The organism is Sphingomonas sp. GW822-FHT03G08, assembly GCF_058801135.1.
This window is the reverse complement of record NZ_JBXAMZ010000002.1, coordinates 265,770-281,529: the sequence shown is the minus strand read 5'-3', so window position 1 is coordinate 281,529 and position 15,760 is coordinate 265,770. Positions and strand designations below refer to the sequence as shown.

Sequence of the window (15,760 nt, the reverse complement as noted above, 5' to 3'; positions counted from 1 at the left end):
GGCGAGAGGACCGCTTCCTTGGCGACGATCACCGTGCAGCAGATGGCCGAAAGCATCGGTACCGAGCGCGTTTCGGACTGGGTGGAAGTCACCCAGACGATGATCGACCAGTTCGCCGAGGCGACCGGCGACCACCAGTTCATTCATGTCGATCCCGTCCGCGCCGCGCAGACTCCGTTCGGCGGCACGATCGCCCACGGCTTCCTGTCGCTCTCGCTGATGCCGATGCTCGCCGCCCGCACCGATACGCCGTCGATCGAGGGCGTGAAGATGGGCGTCAACTATGGCGGCAACAAAGTCCGTTTCATGCAGCCGGTCCGCTCGGGCAAGCGCGTCCGCGGCCGGTTCAAGCTGCTCAAGTTCACCGAGCGCAAGCCCGGAGTCTGGGAGCAGGTCCAGGAATATACCCTCGAGATCGAAGGCGAGGAGAAGCCCGCCCTGATCGCCGAGTGGATCGCGCTCGTCTACGTCTAAGGTCCAAGAGAAGGAAAACCCATGTCTCGCTCCGCAGTCATCGTCTCCACTGCCCGCACCGGCATCGGCCGCGCCTATCGCGGTGCGTTCAATGCCCTGCCGGCGCCGACGCTCGGCGCCCATTCGATCAAGGCCGCGGTCGAGCGCGCCGGCATCGATCCGGCCGAAGTGCAGGACGTCGTGTTCGGCGCCGCGCTCCAGCAGGGCAGCCAGGCCGGCAACATCGCCCGCACCGCCCTGCTCCGCGCCGGCCTGCCGGTCTCGGTCGCCGGCATGTCGGTCGATCGCCAGTGCGCCTCGGGCCTGATGGCGATCGCAACCGCCGCCAAGGAGATCATCGTCGACAATATGGACATCGCCATCGGCGGCGGCGTCGAGTCGATCAGCCTTGTGCAGACGCCGGCCATGCGCCTCGAGCCCGATCGCGAGCTGCTCGCGATGCACGGCGACATCTACATGCCTATGCTGCAGACCGCCGAGGTCGTCGCCGCGCGCTACGGCATCGGCCGCGATCGCTGCGATGCCTATGCCCTCCAGTCGCAGCAGCGCACCGCCGCCGCCCAGGCCGCGGGCAAGTTCGATGACGAGATCGTGCCGGTCACCGCGACGATGAACGTCGTCAACAAGGAGACCAAGGAAGTCTCCCAGAAGGAAGTCACCCTCACCAAGGACGAGGGCAACCGCGCCGATACCACGCTGGAAGGCCTGCAGTCGCTCAACCCGGTGCTGCCGAACGGCACCGTGACCGCCGGCAACGCCTCGCAGCTGTCGGACGGCTCCTCGGCCTCGGTGCTGATGGAAGAGAAGCTCGCCGAGAAGCGCGGCCTGCAGCCGCTGGGCCGCTATGTCGGCATGGCCGTCGCCGGTACCAAGCCGGACGAGATGGGCATCGGCCCGGTCTATGCGATCCCGAAGCTGCTCGAGCGCTACAACCTCAAGATGGACGATATCGGCCTGTGGGAGCTGAACGAGGCTTTCGCGGTGCAGGTGCTCTATTGCCAGGACCAGCTCGGCATCCCGAACGAACTGCTCAACGTGAACGGCGGCGCGATCTCGATCGGCCACCCCTATGGCATGTCGGGCGCCCGCATGACCGGCCACGCGCTGATCGAAGGCAAGCGCCGCGGTGCGAAGTACGTCGTCGTCACGATGTGCATCGGCGGCGGCATGGGTGCGGCTGGCCTGTTCGAGGTTCTCTAACGATGGGCTGGCTTGCCGGTTGGTTGTCCAGACGGGCCGCCGACCGGCAATTCCGCGCGGACCTTTCGAGCCCCGAGATTTTGGCGCGCGTCGAGGTCGCCAAGGTCCGCCGCGCCCGCGCGCTTGCGAACCCCGCGCTCACGCTTCTCGAGCGGCTGCTCTACTGGTGGGATCAGCAACCGGCAGCGAATCCATCCGAGCAGGATGTCCGGGTGCTTGAGACACGATACGCGCTGCGCTTGCCCGAGGATTTCCGCAGCTACCTCCTCGCCACCATGCCCCAGGGCAATGAATGGGACGATGAGGGCACGCGCTGGTTTCCCCTGGCCGACATCAAGTCGCTACGGGAGGAATGCGCGACTTGGGATAGCGAGTCAGCGCTGGACAGCGACAAGCTGCTGGTCTTCGCCGATTATATGATCTGGTGCTATGCTTGGGCCATCGACTGCTCCGAGAGCCAGAACCGCGGCAGAATTGCGCTGATCACGGGCACCGATCACTATGTCGCTGACAGCTTCGACGAATTCCTTGACCGCTATATCCGCGACGACGTTGAGCCGCACCGCTGAGGACTTAGGCCGAACCATTGAAAAATCGTGCCGGCACAGGGGTGCTGCAAGCGACATGGAGCACGCTCCGTTCGATATGGGCCTCGGTCGTGGCAGCGATCGGAGCCCAAATCGTTCGGGGCCCGGCTGGCAGGCCGAGCCCCTCCCGTCGTGCTTATTTGGAACGCGCCACCTCGACGACCTTGAGGATCAAGGTCGCAAGGCGAACAACGCCGCAAGGATAAGGCACAAGTCGGCAAGTGACATATGCGTTCTCCTTTCAATGGCGGCGGGATTGCCGCCGCCGGAAAGACTACACGCACCCCCACGACCTGCGCTGAGACTGGCCCGGAATGGACGCATCTGCCTCCGCGGTAAAAGATCGACCTCAGCCCCGACCCCGCACTGTAACGCGCGGTGTAACAAACCCGCTTGCGCGGCCGCGCAACTTCGCGCACCTTCCCTGACAACGCTGCCAATCGCGACCCACTTGTTGTTTCAGTAACAAGTGTTAGCGATAACAGCTCTCGGACCACGCAAAGCGCGGCCGGCAAAAGGAGGGGTACGCCATGAGCGAAGGCTTGGCGTTGGTGGCCGATATCGGCCGCCAATCGGTGCGTTTCGGGCTGACAGGAGGCGATGCGGGGTTCACGCCGCGCGACATCCGTCGCTTTTCCACGAGCGAGCATCCCACTTTCACCAGCGCGCTGGTATCCTATCTGAGCGCCCTCGGGCTGCAGGATGCCCGCCTGCCCAGCGTCCTCGCCGTAGCCGGTGCGGCGCGCGGCGACCTCATCAATCTCACCGGCAGCCGCTGGTACATCTCGCTATCAGGGGTCGAGGCAGTGCTGCGCGCGCCGCCCCGCGCGCTCAATGAATGCGCCGCCAACGCGCTGGCGCTCACCACCCTGCCGGCAAGTGCTTTCACCGCGCTGCACGGTCCGCCGCCCCGCCCCGTTGCGCCCGGCGGCAACTATGTCGTGATCGGCACCGGCACCGGGCTCGGCGTCGCCGCGCTGGTCACCACGGGTGATCGGCTGATCCCGGTGCAGAGCGAGGCCGGCCATATCGCCTTCGCCCCGCAGACCGCGGACGAGCGCAAGTTCGCCGAGTTCTGCCGGCTGCGTGGCCATGCGCTCGATGTCGAGACGCTGATCTCCGCGCCGGGCCTCTGCCTCGCCTATGAGGCGCTGTCGGGCGGCGCCAAGCCCGCCTCGCCCGAGGAAGTCACCCGCAACACCGCCCGCGATGCCGTCGCCGCCGCCGTGGTGCGCATGTTCGTCGAGCATCTCGGCAGCTTCGCCGGCGATCTCGCCCTCGCCTTCGGGGCCTGGGACGGCATCTACCTCACCGGCGCGATCAGCCGCGCGCTGCACCCGCATCTGATGGACCCCGCCTTCCGCCGCCGGATGGAAGGCAAGGCCGCCTTCCGCCGCCAGATCTCCGAAGTGCCGGTGGTGCTGGTCAACCGCAACGACCTCGAGCTGATCGGCGCGGCCGCCGCCTATGGGAACGCCTGAGCCCGGCCGCCCGTTCTCCCCGCACATCACAGCATCGGGAGAGACTCATGGCCGACATCGCCGAACTCAAGCAGCATCTCTGGTCGAAAATGGCATCCAGCCCCTTCGTGATGGCCGGCCTTGTCGACAGCCCGCAGCACCATATCCCGCTCACCGCGCAACTCGATGCCGACCAGGTCGACACGCTGTTCTTCTTCGCGGCGAAGGACAATCGCCTCGCGCCTGGTGGCCGCGCGATGGTGCATTTCGTCGCCAAGGGGCATGACTATTTCGCCTGCCTCGATGGCGATATCCGCATCGACAATGATTTCGCCCAGATCGACAAGCTGTGGAACAAGCATGTCGAGGCCTGGTTTCCCGGCGGCAAGGACGATCCCAACCTTGCCCTGCTCCGCTTCGACATCGACAGCGCCGAGCTGTGGGAAGCCGACATGTCGCTGGGCGGCTTCGCCAGAATGCTGTTCGGCGGCAAGCTGAAGGGCAGCGAGGAAGGCAGCCATGCGGTGGTGGACAGCACCGCGACCTAGCGCTTGACCGACGGCGCCGGGCAAGTCACCCAAGGTGCATGTCCGGCCCGTCGCTCGCCCACCGCATCCGCACCGAAGCACATGCGATCTGGTTCGCGGTGCGCGATCCGCGCACGCCGCTGCTCGCCAAGCTGGTCGGCGTGCTGGTCGCTGCCTATGCGCTGTCGCCGATCGACCTGATCCCGGATTTCATCCCCGTGCTCGGCCTGGTCGATGATGCGATCGTCATCCCGCTCGGCGTCTGGCTGTTCGAACGGCTGATCCCGCCCGCCCTCTTCGCCGAGCACCGCGCCCGCGCCGAGATCGAGACCCAGCGCCCGGTCAGCTGGCCGGGCGTGGCGCTCATCGTCGCGATCTGGGCAGGCGTGGCCTGGCTGGTGTGGAGCGTGGTCGCGACCAGCGAGTATAATTGACCCCGGAATTCCCCTCCCTGGAAGGGAGGGGTAGGGGTGGGTGGATGTACGCGATACGACCAGAACGGGGCGTAACGTCGGCAGTACGCCAGGACGCGACCCACCCCCAGCCCCTCCCTTCCAGGGAGGGGAGTTCACACGCCTCAGCCCTTATGCGTCGCCATCCACTGCTCCAGCACCGGCGCGATGCGGTTGCGCCACTTGGAGCCGTTGAAGATGCCGTAATGGCCGACGCCTTCGGCAAGGTGATACTGCTTCAGCGATTCCGGCAGCGAAGTCGCGATGGTCAGCGCGGCCTTGGTCTGGCCGATACCCGAGATATCGTCCTTCTCGCCTTCGATCGCGAGGATGCCGACGTCCTTGATCGCCGCCGGGTCCACCTTGCGCCCGCGATGCATCATCTCGCCCTTGGGCAGCGCATGCGCCTGGAACACCAGGTCGATCGTCTGGAGGTAGAATTCGGCGGTCATGTCGCAGACCGAGCGATATTCCTCATAGAACTTCATCGTCGCTTCGGCACCCTCCTCATCGCCCTGGACGAGATGCTTGAACATCTCCCAGTGCGAGATCATGTGGTTGCCGAGGTTCATCGTCATGAAGCCTGCGAGCTGCAGGAAGCCCGGATAGACCTTCCGCCCCGCGCCCGAATAGCTCATCGGCACGGTAGCGATGACGTTCTGCTCGAACCAGCTGAACGGACGCTCGGTGGCGAGCGTGTTGACCGCGGTCGGCGCCTCGCGCGTGTCGATCGGGCCGCCCATCATGGTCAGCGTCGCCGGACGGTTCGGGTGGTTGTCGGCGCTCATCAGCGCAACCGCCGCATAGGCCGGCACCGAGGGCTGGCACACCGCCAGCACATGCGGGCGCGGATCGCCGTCCTTGCCGATGAAGGCGAGGAATTCGATCAGGTAATCGACATAGTCCTGCAGGTCGAAGCGCCCCTCGGCCATCGGCACCAGCTTCGCGTCGCGCCAGTCGGTGATGTAGACGTCCGCCACCGGCAGCATCCGCTCGACCGTGCCGCGCAGCAGCGTGGCATAGTGGCCGGACATCGGCGCGACGATCAGCAGCTTGGGACCGCCTTCCACGCCCTCGCGCACGAAGCGCTTGAGCTGGCCGAACGGCTTGCGCAGCACGACTTCCTCATGGACCTGCACGGTCTCGCCGTCGATCTCGGTATGATCGAGCGCGAAATCTGGCTTGCCGCGCGGCGCGGAGGCATGCGCGAACACCTCCAGCGCCGAGGCCATCACGGGCCCGCCGCCGAAATAGGCGAACGGATTCGCGGGATTGTTCAGCAGCCCGGCGGAGAAATTGGCCAGCGCGCTCGCACCTGCGAGAAGCGAGCGCTGGATCTCATAAGCGTCGTACAGCATTGCGTCCCTTCCGCCGTCCCCCTCCCCTCGACGGCGGCGGCTATGGTAGCGTTATAGTAGGCCCGTGCTGCGGTGCAACGGCGCCCGGTATCATAATGCGACGGAACGAGGACAAGTTCCCATACCGTGATTACGAAATCCTATAACCGCTCCGCCTAACCCTCTCTGCATGCACGATTAAACCACCATCCTCTGATTCGCGTTAATTCGCCGCGATCACCCTCCGGCAAAGGACAGTTTCCCTGCCCCGCCATGTGCGCTAGTCCCGCGCCCATGGCCGAAACCGCCCCCGCCGCGCCGCCGCAGAAGCGCAAGCTCTCCAACCTGCTCGTGGTGTGGAGCTTCACCCGGCGCTATCCGCTCCAGCTGCTGATCGCGATGATCGCGCTGCTCGGCTCGTCGGTGACGACCTTGCTGATCCCGCGCACCTTCCAGCTGATCATCGACCATGGCTTCGCGACCGGCGTCGATACCAGCCGGATCGGCATCTATTTCGAGGGGCTGCTGCTCGTCGTCCTCGCGCTCGCGCTGTTCACCGCGATCCGCTTCTATTTCGTCTCGTGGCTGGCCGAGCGCACCGTCGCGGACCTGCGCATCGCCGTGCACCGCAATCTCCTTCGCCTGCCGCCCAAATGGTTCGAGGAAAACCGCCCGTCCGAGATCGCCTCGCGCCTCACCGCCGATACCGCGATCGTCGAGCAGGTGGTCGGCTCCACCGTGTCGATGGCGCTCAGGAACCTGCTCACCGGCGCCGGCGGCGTGATCTACCTGTTCGCGCTCTCGCCCAAGATCGCCGCCTATCTGATCGTCGGCATCCCGATCACGATCCTGCCGATCGTCTGGCTGGGCAGCCGCGTCCGCCAGCTCTCGCGCAACAGCCAGGACCGCGTCGCCGATGTCGGCTCGATCGCCAGCGAGACCCTCGGCGCGATGCGCATCGTCCAGGCCTTCGGCCAGGAAAAGCGCGAGGGCGAGCGCTTCCAGGGCGCGGTCACGCGCACCTTCGAAGCGGGCAAGCGCCGCTTCGGCCTGCGCGCGATCATGACCGCGCTGGTGATCGGCGCGCTGTTCTCCGCGATCGTGCTGATCGTCTGGGCCGCCGTCGCCGATGTCGCCGCCGGGCGCACCTCGGGCGGCTCGATCATGGCCTTCGTGCTTACCGCCGGCCTGGTCACCGGCTCGTTCAGCACGCTGACCGAAGTCTATGGCGACCTGCTGCGCGCCTCGGGCGCCGCCAGCCGCCTGGCCGAGCTGCTCCAGGAAGAGCCCGACATCGCCGCCCCGGCGAATCCGGTCGCCCTGCCCCAGCCGCCCCATGGGGCGGTGGCGTTCGACCATGTCACCTTCCGCTATCCCACCCGCCCCGAAGTCTCGGCGCTCAGCGACTTCTCGCTCGACATCCGCCCGGGCGAGACGGTGGCGGTGGTCGGTCCCTCGGGCGCCGGCAAGTCCACTCTCTTCCAGCTGCTCCAGCGCTTCTACGACCCCGAGGGCGGCGAAGTCCGCATCGACGGTGTGCCGATCCGCTCCGCCGACCCGGCCGATGTCCGCGCCCGCATGGCGATGGTGCCGCAGGAGACGGTGATCTTCGGCGCCTCGGCCCGCGACAATCTCCGCTACGGCGCCTGGGACGCGTCGGACGAGCAGATCTGGGCCGCCGCCCGGGCCGCCAACGCCGCCGATTTCCTGCGCGACCTGCCCGAGGGCCTCGACACCTTCCTCGGAGAGGGCGGCGCCCGCCTCTCCGGCGGCCAGCGCCAGCGCATCGCCATCGCCCGTGCGCTGCTCCGTGACGCCCCGATCCTGCTGCTCGACGAAGCGACCTCCGCGCTCGATGCCGAGAGCGAGCGCCTCGTCCAGGACGCGCTCGAGCGGCTGATGGAGAACCGCACCACGCTGGTGATCGCCCACCGCCTCGCCACCGTCCGCGCCGCCGGCCGGATCATCGTGATGGACGAAGGCAGGATCGTCGAGACCGGCACCCATGCCGAGCTGGTCGCCCAGGGCGGGCTCTACGCCCGGCTCGCCGCGCTGCAGTTCAACGAAGCCGCCTGAACGCGGACTAATGGGCGGCGTGCAGCGCGCCCGGCAGCGTGAAGCAGAAGGTCGCGCCGCCGTCTTCGCCATTGACCGCGCGCATCGTGCCGCCATGCGCCTCGACGATGCGCCGCGAGATCGACAGGCCGATGCCCATCCCCGCCCCGGCCTTGGTCGAAGTGAAGCGCTCGAAGAGCTGGTCGAGGATCGTCTCCGGCACACCGGGGCCGTCGTCGCGGAATTCCACTTCCACCCAGTCGCCCGCGATCGGGTGTGCCGCGATCACGATTCGCCCGGCGGCCTGCTCGGCCGACCGGATCGCCTCCACCGCGTTGCGCAGCAGGTTGACCATCACCTGCTGCACCTGGATGCGATCGACGAACACCGCGACGTCCGCCGGCTCGATCGCCAGCTCCACCTCGACATCGAGTGAATCGCTGCCGGCGCGGACCAGCTGGATCGCGTCGTCGATCATCGGCCGCAGCGGCTCCAGATGCTTGCGCACTTCGCGGTGCTGGGCGAAGTCGCGCATCCGCCGGATGATCTCGCCCGCCCGTGTCACCTGGCCGCGCGCCTGCGAGACCATCTCGGGCGCCTTGCCCGCATCGCCCTGCTGGCCGAGCAGATAGCCGACGGCGGAGAGATAGTTGATCGCCGCGGTCAGCGGCTGGTTGAGCTCATGCGCCAGGTCGGCCGCCAGCTCGCCCATCGCATTGTGGCGCGAGACATGGGCGAGCTGCGCCGAGAGCTTCGCGACATGCTTCTCGGCGGCAAGCTTTTCGGAAAGGTCGCGCGCGAACAGGGTGAAGCAGGTGATCCCGTCGATCCCCTTGAACTTCGCCCCGCGCAGCTCGAGCGGAAAGCGCGTGCCGTCGGTGCGCACGCCTTCGCCGGTCAGCAGGAATTCGGGCTGCTCGCGCCCCAGCATCGCCATCAGCTTGGTCCGCTCGCGCTCGCCGAGATAGCTGCCCATGTTGCAGCCCTGCGCCCCGGCCGGGACCAGCCACAGCGCGGCCGCGGCCTGGCTGAAATCGGTCACCAGCCCTTCGCGGTTTATCACGATCACGGCATCGGGAACCCCGGCCAGGATCGCGCGCAGCTGCTCGCCGCGCAGCCGCACCACATCGTTCTGCTGGCGCGCGCCGCGCAGTCCGACGATCAGCAGCAGCGACACGATCAGGATGTTGCACGCCACCACCATGAACTGCGCTTCGTTGAGCCCCAGCCCGCCATCGCGGACCAGGACGAGCGCCAGCAGCGAAGGGAAGACCGGCAGCGCGATGATTGCCGGGGAAAGCCGCCGGAACAGCCGGTATTCGAAGCCGATCTCGCGCCGCTCCCGGCCATGCAGCACATGGAGCAGGATCGCGGTGGCCAGCGCGAAATTGGGAATGGCGGTGGTGATCGAACGGCCGATGAAGCTCGGCGAGATCTGGGTCGGCGCCTCGACCAGCATCATCGTCGCGGTCAGCGCGGTCAGGCCGATACCGGTGCTGGCGATCAGCGCCGCCCAGGTCCGCGGCAGTGGCGCATCGCTGGTGATCAGCAGCATCGCGGCGCAATCGAGCATCAGCATGCTGATCGCGCCCGTGCCCGGGATGCCCTTGTTGAGCACATTGAGCTCGATCACCTGCCGGTAGAACAGCAGCCGCTCGAGCCCCAGGTCGAAATGGGCAAGGTAGTGGAATGCCTGCAGGCTCAGCAGCGCCAGCGCCACCCCGATGACGATGCGGGCGGCCGTGCGCTTCTCGCGATGCGCGAGCAGCCCGCCCAGCGCCACCAGGAAGAACAGCACCGATGCCAGAGGCATGATCGAATAATGGGGATTGCCCAGGCCGCGCAGGATCGGGATGCCAAGGGTCCAGCCGAGCAGCACCAGCACCGGCTGCGCCACCGAGAAACCGAACAGCCAGGTCGCCCAGCGATAGGCCGCCGTGCCCCCCGTCGTCTCGGAACCCTCGCTCCTTGCGATTGCCATCGCTTCCCTTCCTCCGGCCGGGCCGGCGGTGCCCCCATGGCGATTCGCTATGCGCGATCTACCACTAGCTATGATCTTTCATCATTGTGCAGGTTAACTGCCAGCCCGGAAAATTGCGGATGTTCCGCATTTTACGGGCCGGCAGCCGGGAGCTTCATAAGGTCAGGTCAGGCGATGGTCAGGCCGACATTGATGTTGCCGCGCGTGGCGTTCGAATAGGGGCAGATCTGGTGCGCTGCCTCGACCACCTTCTCGGCATCGGCGCGATCCAGGCCCGGCAGGTTCACTTCCAGGTCGGCGGTGATGCCGAAGCCGCCTTCCGAACGCGGGCCGATGCCCACCGTCGCGGTCACCGTCGTCTCGGCCGGAACCTTGATCTTCAGCTGCATGCCGGCAACCTTCAGTGCGCCGATGAAGCAGGCCGAATAGCCCGCCGCGAACAGCTGCTCGGGATTGGTCCCCTCGCCGCCGGCGCCGCCCAGTTCCTTCGGGGTCGAGAGCTTCACGGCAACGCGGCCATCCTCGCTGCGGGCTTCGCCATCGCGTCCGCCGGTGGCAGTGGCGCGGGTGCTGTACTTGACGTCGACGGACATGCTCGGTCTCCTTAAAAACGTTCTGCGATAATCATTATCGCGATAACGTTTAGCTAGTGCGTGAGTCGGCCCTTGTCCAGCGAATATTTATCGCGATATGTATTTTGACGAATTTGGCTCTTGCCAAGGAGACCGATCATGCCCGCCGCCGCACCGCTCGACGACCAGCTCTGCTTCTCGCTCTACGCGACCAGCATGGCGATCACGCGCGCCTACAAGCCGATGCTCGACCGGCTCGGCATCACCTATCCGCAATATCTGGTGCTTCACGCGCTGTGGGAGCAGGACGGCCGCACCGTCGGCGCGATCGCCGAGCGACTCGCGCTCGAATCGAGCACGATCACGCCGCTGGTGAAGCGGCTCGAGGCTGCCGGCTTCGTCCGGCGCGAGCGCAATCCCGAGGATGAGCGCCAGGTCCTGGTCCGCCTGACACCGCGCGGCGCCGAAATGCGCGAGGAATGCGGCTGCCTCGCCGAGGAACTGCTCACCCGCTCGGGCATGCGGGGCGAGCAGTTGATGGGACTCAACCGCGACGTGAAGTCGTTGTGGAACGCGCTGCGCGAGGGGCAGGACTGAGAGAGGCGCTACCCGCCTGCCCCACACCCATCGTCACCCTGAACTTGTTTCAGGGTCCAACGCGCCTCAAGCGATATCCTTCGCGGCGCCTTGGATGCTGAAACGAGTTCAGCATGACGGAGAATAGCGTGGATGGTCGCCAAACCACGCCATATCACCATACCGCCTCTTCCAATGTAGGATTTCCTCTGCTTCACTAGCTCCGGTCAAGAAAGCCCGCGCACGGGAAATCGGCACCCCGCCGCTCTCCCACGCACGTAAAAGCGAGTATCAAGAGATTCAATGAATCGCCCCAAAGGCGAGCAGGAGCAGGAACCGGAAGAATGGCAAACCGCGAATTCGATATCATCGTCTATGGAGCCACTGGCTTCACCGGCCGGCTCGTCGCGGAGTATCTCGCCGCCCGCTATCCGGACGTGAAATGGGCAATGGGGGGCCGCTCGCTCACCAAGCTGCAGGAAGTCCGCGACGAGATCGGCGCGCCGGCGGACACGCCGCTGCTCACCGCCAATGCCGATGATCCCGCCAGCCTCAAGGCGATGGTTGCCCGCGGCACGGTGGTCATCACCACCGTCGGCCCCTATCAGCTTTATGGCGAGGCGCTGCTCGCCGCCTGTATCGAGACCGGCACTGCCTATGTCGATCTTTGCGGCGAGCCCGCCTGGATGGGCCAGATGATCCGCAAGTACGAGGATGCTGCCAAGGCGAGCGGTGCGCGCATCGTCTTCTCCTGCGGCTTCGATTCGATCCCCTTCGATCTCGGCGTATGGGCCGTGCAGCAGGCGGCGATCGCCCGCTTCGGCAAGCCGGCGCCGCGGGTGAAGGGCCGGGTGCGGGCGATGAAGGGCACCTTCTCCGGCGGCACCTTCGCCAGCGGCAAGGCGTCGATGGCCGCCGCGGCCAGGGATCCCTCGATCCTCAAGCTGATGGTCGATCCCTTCGCCCTCACCCCCGGCTTCCAGGGGCCGCACCAGCCGAACGGCATGGTTCCCTATCATGACGAGGCGGTCGATGCCTGGGTCGCCCCCTTCATGATGGCGGTGATCAACACCAAGAACGTCCACCGCTCGAACTTCCTGGCCGGCCAGCCCTATGGCGCGGACTTCCAGTATGACGAGATGACCATCGTCCCCGGGCTCGGCGAGATCGGCAAGGCCGCGGCCGAGACGCTGGCGAAGATCAACCCCATGGCCGCCGACAAGGGCCCCGCCCCGGGCGAAGGCCCGAGCAAGGAGGAGCGCGAAACCGGCTATTACGACCTGGTCTTCGTCGCCGAGATGCCGGACGGCCAGCGCCTGTCGGCAACGGTCAGGGGCGACAAGGATCCCGGCTATGGCTCGACGAGCAAGATGATCGCCGAAAGCGCGCTCTGCCTGCTGCGCGACGTGCCTGCCGAGGGCAAGGGCGGCATCTGGACCGCCGGCGGCCTGATGCCCGAGCCCCTGGTCAAGCGGCTCGAGGCCAATGCCGGGCTCAGCTTCTCAGTAGAGTAGGGTCAGCAGCCCCGCGGCGAGCAGGCAGAGGACGATGACGATGGGAACCAGGATGGCGCGGGTGCGGTCCTGGTCCTTCTGGAAGGCGGCAAGGTCGAACCAGTAGCGGTCCTGCCCGGCCGCATGGATGATCCCGGCGCACTGCATGCGCTCGAACTGGCGGCGCTCGATGGGCCGCTGCGGCACGAAGGGAACCGCCTCCTCGGCGGATACGGCGTGGAGGGCGAAGAAATGGGCGCGGATTCGCCGCCGCGCCCCTGCGGCCAGCGCCCCGATGGAGACCGGGACGCTGGAGGAGATCACTGCGGCGTCGCCGGAGCGGCCGGCGGGCAGGTGGTGACGGTCGGGCCCTTGGCCAGCTTGCCGCCGTCGAGCGAGTCGACCCGCATCGACACGCCGGTGGCGAAGAACTGCGGGGCCGTGCTGCAGAAGCCGCCGACCAGCGCGGTCGAGATGTCGGCGGGGGTCAGCTGGGTACGCCAGCCGGCCGGACCATCGACGGTGAGGACCAGGGTATTGGCCTCGGAAGTGATGTTCTTGAGGACGATGCCGCCCTCGAAGGTCTGGCCGACGGCGCCCTGCATGTTCTTGGCGAAGTCGGCGGCGGTCGGCTTGGCCTGGGCCGCGGGAGCCGGAGCCGGCGCGGTCTGCGCGGCGGCGGGCAGCGCCGGGGCGGCAGTAAGCGCGAGGGCAAGGATGAACGGCTTCAGCATTGGGTCGAATCCCCCGGAATGTGGAAGGCGAAGCATAAGGGCACAGGACACATGGTCAATGAACCCAGATCAGCGCCGCTTCCCATTGTGGCGAATATTGGCCGGTCTGCCCCGCCTCTTAATCGGGCGCGGCCGCCCTTTGCCAGCCCGTTCCGGCCGGAAGCCCGAAGGACCGGCCGAACCGACGCCGTCCGGCAGCTCGAAGCGCAGCGCGCCCGATACCGGGTTCGCCTCGACCAGCCGCAGCTGCAGCCGCATGCCGAGGGTGAACTCGTCGCCGCTCTCGTCGCCGACCAGCCGCTGTCCGGCTTCGTCGTACCGAAAATATTCGGTGCCGAGGTCCCGTGCCGCGACCAGCCCGTCGCCGCCGACGCCATCGACGGTGGCGAAGAAGCCGAAGCTCTGCACTCCGGTGATCCGTGCCTCCAGCACCTCGCCGACATGATTGGCGAGATAGGCGGCGACATAACGGTCGATCGTCTCCCGCTCCGCTTCCATTGCCCGGCGCTCGAGGCTCGAGATGCTCTCGCCGATCCGCTCCATCGTCGCGGCTTCTTCCTGCGTCAGCCCGCCCGGGCCGAGATCATAGGCATGGACCAGCGAGCGGTGGACGATCAGGTCGGCATAGCGGCGGATCGGCGAAGTGAAGTGCGCATAGCTGCCGAGCGACAGGCCGAAATGGCCGTGGTTCGCCGGGCCATACGAGGCCTGCATCTGGCTGCGCAGCACCTGCTGCATCACCTGCTCGCGAAAGTCGCTCTCCCCAACCCGCTTCAGGATATGGTTGAACGTCGCCGGCTTGATGACCTGCCCCAGTGCGAACTCGATGCCGAAGGTCTTGAGATATTCCCGCAGCGCGACGAGCTTCTCCCGGGCCGGCGGCTCGTGGATGCGATACATCACCGGCGCCTTCTTCGCCTCCAGCGCCTTGGCCGCCGCGACATTGGCCGCGATCATGTAATCCTCGATCAGCTTGTGCGCATCCAGCCGCTCGCGCGGAGCAACCGAGAGGATACGCCCCATCTCGTCGAGGACGATGCGGCGCTCCGGCAGGTCGAGGTCGAGCGGCTCGCGCTTGTCGCGCGCCTTGTTGAGCGCATGCCAGCAGCTCCAGAGTGGCCTGAGCGCCGTTTCGGTGAGCGGATGCTCGATCTTGCCGTCGATGGCGGCCTGGGCATCCTCATAGGCGATGTTTGCCGCGATGCTGACCACGGCGCGCGTGAAGCGCCAGCTTTTCAGCTCGCCATGCTTGCCGATCTGGAGATGGCAGGCGAGCGCCGCCCGGTCCTCGCCTTCCTTGAGCGAGCAGACCTCGGCCGAGAGGATCTCGGGCAGCATCGGCACGACGCGGTCGGGAAAATAGACCGAGTTGCCCCGCTTGCGCGCCTCGCGGTCCAGCTCCGAACCGGGGCGGACATAGAAGGATACGTCGGCGATCGCGACCACGGCCTTCCAGCCGCCTTCATTCTTCGGATCCTCGTCCGGCGCGGCCCAGACCGCGTCGTCATGGTCGCGGGCATCCGCCGGGTCGATGGCGACGATCGGCAGATGGCGAAGGTCCTCGCGCTTGCCGAGGTCGAGCTTCGACACCCGCTCGGCCTCTTCGAGCAGGTCCTCCGAGAAGACATTGGGGATGCCATGCCGGTGGATCGCGATCAGCGAGAAGCTGCGCGGGGCGAAGGGATCGCCGAGAATCTCGACCACCTTGGCGGTGATCCGCGGCGGGCGGCCGGTCTTTTCGGCCAGCACCAGGTCGCCGACTTCGCCGCTGCCAGCGTCGGAGACCATCCAGTTGCGCCGCTCCTTCTTCTCGACGCCCTGCAGCCAGAGCCGCCCGGCCTCTTCCTTGAGCACACCGAGCATCAGCTCCTCGCCGCGGGCGAGCTTCTTCATCGGATGGGCGATCCAGCCGTTGCCGGCCTCTTCGGTGCGGGCAAGGATGCGGTCGCCGATCGCCAGCGCAGAGCGCTTGCCGCGCGGCTCGCGAACCCGCAGCCGCGGCACCGGCACGCCCTCGGCCTCCCAGCGCTCGGGCACCGCCCAGGTGGTGTCGCCGTCCGCGTCGGTGATTCGCAGCACGGTGACCTTGGGCACTCCGCCCATCTTGTGGAAGGCGCGGCCGGGGGCGACGTCGATCAGCCCCTCGTCGCTCATGTCCTTGAGCAGCGCCTTGAGCAGGATCTTGTCCTGCCCGTGCAGTCCGAAGGCCTTGGCGATTTCGCGCTTGCCTGCGGGCGTGTTGGAATTGGTGATGAAATCCAGAATCTGCTGCCGCGTGGGCAGTCCAGCTTTATGTTTTGGTTTTGCCATTG

General features: G+C 66.8%; 15 protein-coding genes. 9 read left to right on the top strand and 6 right to left on the bottom strand.

Going from position 1 to position 15,760, the window contains the following annotated elements; genetic code table 11:
- Nucleotides 1–42 precede the first annotated feature (42 nt).
- From AC1RJ5_RS18785 to AC1RJ5_RS18760, 6 genes are all read left to right on the top strand, one after another.
- Nucleotides 43–474, top strand: coding sequence for a MaoC family dehydratase (locus tag AC1RJ5_RS18785; protein ID WP_184169284.1), 432 nt, complete (start codon nt 43–45; stop codon nt 472–474).
- A 21-nt stretch (nt 475–495) separates the two neighbouring features.
- Entirely contained in the window at nt 496–1,674 is a 1,179-nt protein-coding gene (locus tag AC1RJ5_RS18780; RefSeq protein ID WP_184168929.1) for an acetyl-CoA C-acyltransferase, read from the top strand.
- 2 nt (nt 1,675–1,676) lie between these two features.
- Entirely contained in the window at nt 1,677–2,243 is a 567-nt protein-coding gene (locus AC1RJ5_RS18775) for an SMI1/KNR4 family protein (RefSeq protein ID WP_493115040.1), read from the top strand.
- Nucleotides 2,244–2,791: 548 nt separating this feature from the next.
- On the top strand, nt 2,792–3,742 hold the full coding sequence (locus tag AC1RJ5_RS18770) for a glucokinase (protein WP_269572630.1): 951 nt from the start codon (nt 2,792–2,794) through the stop codon (nt 3,740–3,742).
- Nucleotides 3,743–3,789: 47 nt separating this feature from the next.
- On the top strand, nt 3,790–4,269 hold the full coding sequence (locus AC1RJ5_RS18765; RefSeq protein ID WP_269572631.1) for a pyridoxamine 5'-phosphate oxidase family protein: 480 nt from the start codon (nt 3,790–3,792) through the stop codon (nt 4,267–4,269).
- 38 nt (nt 4,270–4,307) lie between these two features.
- Entirely contained in the window at nt 4,308–4,682 is a 375-nt protein-coding gene (locus AC1RJ5_RS18760; RefSeq protein WP_269572632.1) for a YkvA family protein, read from the top strand.
- A 143-nt stretch (nt 4,683–4,825) separates the two neighbouring features.
- Here AC1RJ5_RS18760 and AC1RJ5_RS18755 read toward each other — a convergent pair whose 3' ends face one another.
- A complete protein-coding gene (locus AC1RJ5_RS18755) occupies nt 4,826–6,058 on the bottom strand; it encodes a polyhydroxyalkanoate depolymerase (protein ID WP_493115037.1) in 1,233 nt (410 codons plus the stop codon).
- Nucleotides 6,059–6,331: 273 nt separating this feature from the next.
- Here AC1RJ5_RS18755 and AC1RJ5_RS18750 point away from each other — a divergent pair, with 273 nt between their 5' ends.
- A complete protein-coding gene (locus AC1RJ5_RS18750; RefSeq protein ID WP_269572634.1) occupies nt 6,332–8,113 on the top strand; it encodes an ABC transporter transmembrane domain-containing protein in 1,782 nt (593 codons plus the stop codon).
- Between the two features lie 7 nt (nt 8,114–8,120).
- Here the strand turns inward: AC1RJ5_RS18750 and AC1RJ5_RS18745 are convergent, their stop codons facing one another.
- Nucleotides 8,121–10,073, bottom strand: coding sequence for a PAS domain-containing sensor histidine kinase (locus AC1RJ5_RS18745; RefSeq protein WP_493115034.1), 1,953 nt, complete (start codon nt 10,071–10,073; stop codon nt 8,121–8,123).
- A gap of 167 nt (nt 10,074–10,240) precedes the next feature.
- Nucleotides 10,241–10,666 carry an organic hydroperoxide resistance protein gene (locus AC1RJ5_RS18740; protein ID WP_269572636.1) on the bottom strand — a complete coding sequence of 142 codons (426 nt, stop codon included), beginning with the start codon at nt 10,664–10,666 and terminating at the stop codon, nt 10,241–10,243.
- A 138-nt stretch (nt 10,667–10,804) separates the two neighbouring features.
- Between AC1RJ5_RS18740 and AC1RJ5_RS18735 the strand changes: the two genes are divergently transcribed.
- Complete coding sequence (locus AC1RJ5_RS18735; RefSeq protein ID WP_493115032.1) at nt 10,805–11,242, top strand: MarR family winged helix-turn-helix transcriptional regulator; 438 nt, start codon at nt 10,805–10,807, stop codon at nt 11,240–11,242.
- A 323-nt stretch (nt 11,243–11,565) separates the two neighbouring features.
- Complete coding sequence (locus AC1RJ5_RS18730) at nt 11,566–12,735, top strand: saccharopine dehydrogenase family protein (protein ID WP_493115030.1); 1,170 nt, start codon at nt 11,566–11,568, stop codon at nt 12,733–12,735.
- Here the strand turns inward: AC1RJ5_RS18730 and AC1RJ5_RS18725 are convergent.
- The 3 genes from AC1RJ5_RS18725 to rnr form a co-directional block, all read right to left on the bottom strand.
- Nucleotides 12,724–13,038 carry a hypothetical protein gene (locus AC1RJ5_RS18725; protein WP_493115028.1) on the bottom strand — a complete coding sequence of 105 codons (315 nt, stop codon included), beginning with the start codon at nt 13,036–13,038 and terminating at the stop codon, nt 12,724–12,726. The genes AC1RJ5_RS18730 and AC1RJ5_RS18725 overlap by 12 nt on opposite strands.
- Nucleotides 13,035–13,448, bottom strand: a complete 414-nt coding sequence (locus AC1RJ5_RS18720) for a hypothetical protein (RefSeq protein ID WP_184168940.1) — start codon at nt 13,446–13,448, stop codon at nt 13,035–13,037. Before AC1RJ5_RS18720 ends, AC1RJ5_RS18725 begins: the two co-directional genes overlap by 4 nt.
- A 69-nt stretch (nt 13,449–13,517) precedes the next feature.
- Nucleotides 13,518–15,758 (bottom strand): ribonuclease R, encoded by a 2,241-nt coding sequence (gene rnr / locus AC1RJ5_RS18715; RefSeq protein ID WP_342249305.1) that lies wholly within the window; start codon nt 15,756–15,758, stop codon nt 13,518–13,520.
- Between the last annotated feature and the right edge of the window lie 2 nt (nt 15,759–15,760).

Coding starts and splice junctions, on each gene's coding strand:
- AC1RJ5_RS18785 (WP_184169284.1), top strand. CDS start 43: ATGGCCGAAAGCATCGGTACCGAGCGCGTTTCGGACTGGGTGGAAGTC.
- AC1RJ5_RS18780 (WP_184168929.1), top strand. CDS start 496: ATGTCTCGCTCCGCAGTCATCGTCTCCACTGCCCGCACCGGCATCGGC.
- AC1RJ5_RS18775 (WP_493115040.1), top strand. CDS start 1,677: ATGGGCTGGCTTGCCGGTTGGTTGTCCAGACGGGCCGCCGACCGGCAA.
- AC1RJ5_RS18770 (WP_269572630.1), top strand. CDS start 2,792: ATGAGCGAAGGCTTGGCGTTGGTGGCCGATATCGGCCGCCAATCGGTG.
- AC1RJ5_RS18765 (WP_269572631.1), top strand. CDS start 3,790: ATGGCCGACATCGCCGAACTCAAGCAGCATCTCTGGTCGAAAATGGCA.
- AC1RJ5_RS18760 (WP_269572632.1), top strand. CDS start 4,308: ATGTCCGGCCCGTCGCTCGCCCACCGCATCCGCACCGAAGCACATGCG.
- AC1RJ5_RS18755 (WP_493115037.1), bottom strand. CDS start 6,058: ATGCTGTACGACGCTTATGAGATCCAGCGCTCGCTTCTCGCAGGTGCG.
- AC1RJ5_RS18750 (WP_269572634.1), top strand. CDS start 6,332: ATGGCCGAAACCGCCCCCGCCGCGCCGCCGCAGAAGCGCAAGCTCTCC.
- AC1RJ5_RS18745 (WP_493115034.1), bottom strand. CDS start 10,073: ATGGCAATCGCAAGGAGCGAGGGTTCCGAGACGACGGGGGGCACGGCG.
- AC1RJ5_RS18740 (WP_269572636.1), bottom strand. CDS start 10,666: ATGTCCGTCGACGTCAAGTACAGCACCCGCGCCACTGCCACCGGCGGA.
- AC1RJ5_RS18735 (WP_493115032.1), top strand. CDS start 10,805: ATGCCCGCCGCCGCACCGCTCGACGACCAGCTCTGCTTCTCGCTCTAC.
- AC1RJ5_RS18730 (WP_493115030.1), top strand. CDS start 11,566: ATGGCAAACCGCGAATTCGATATCATCGTCTATGGAGCCACTGGCTTC.
- AC1RJ5_RS18720 (WP_184168940.1), bottom strand. CDS start 13,448: ATGCTGAAGCCGTTCATCCTTGCCCTCGCGCTTACTGCCGCCCCGGCG.
- rnr (WP_342249305.1), bottom strand. CDS start 15,758: ATGGCAAAACCAAAACATAAAGCTGGACTGCCCACGCGGCAGCAGATT.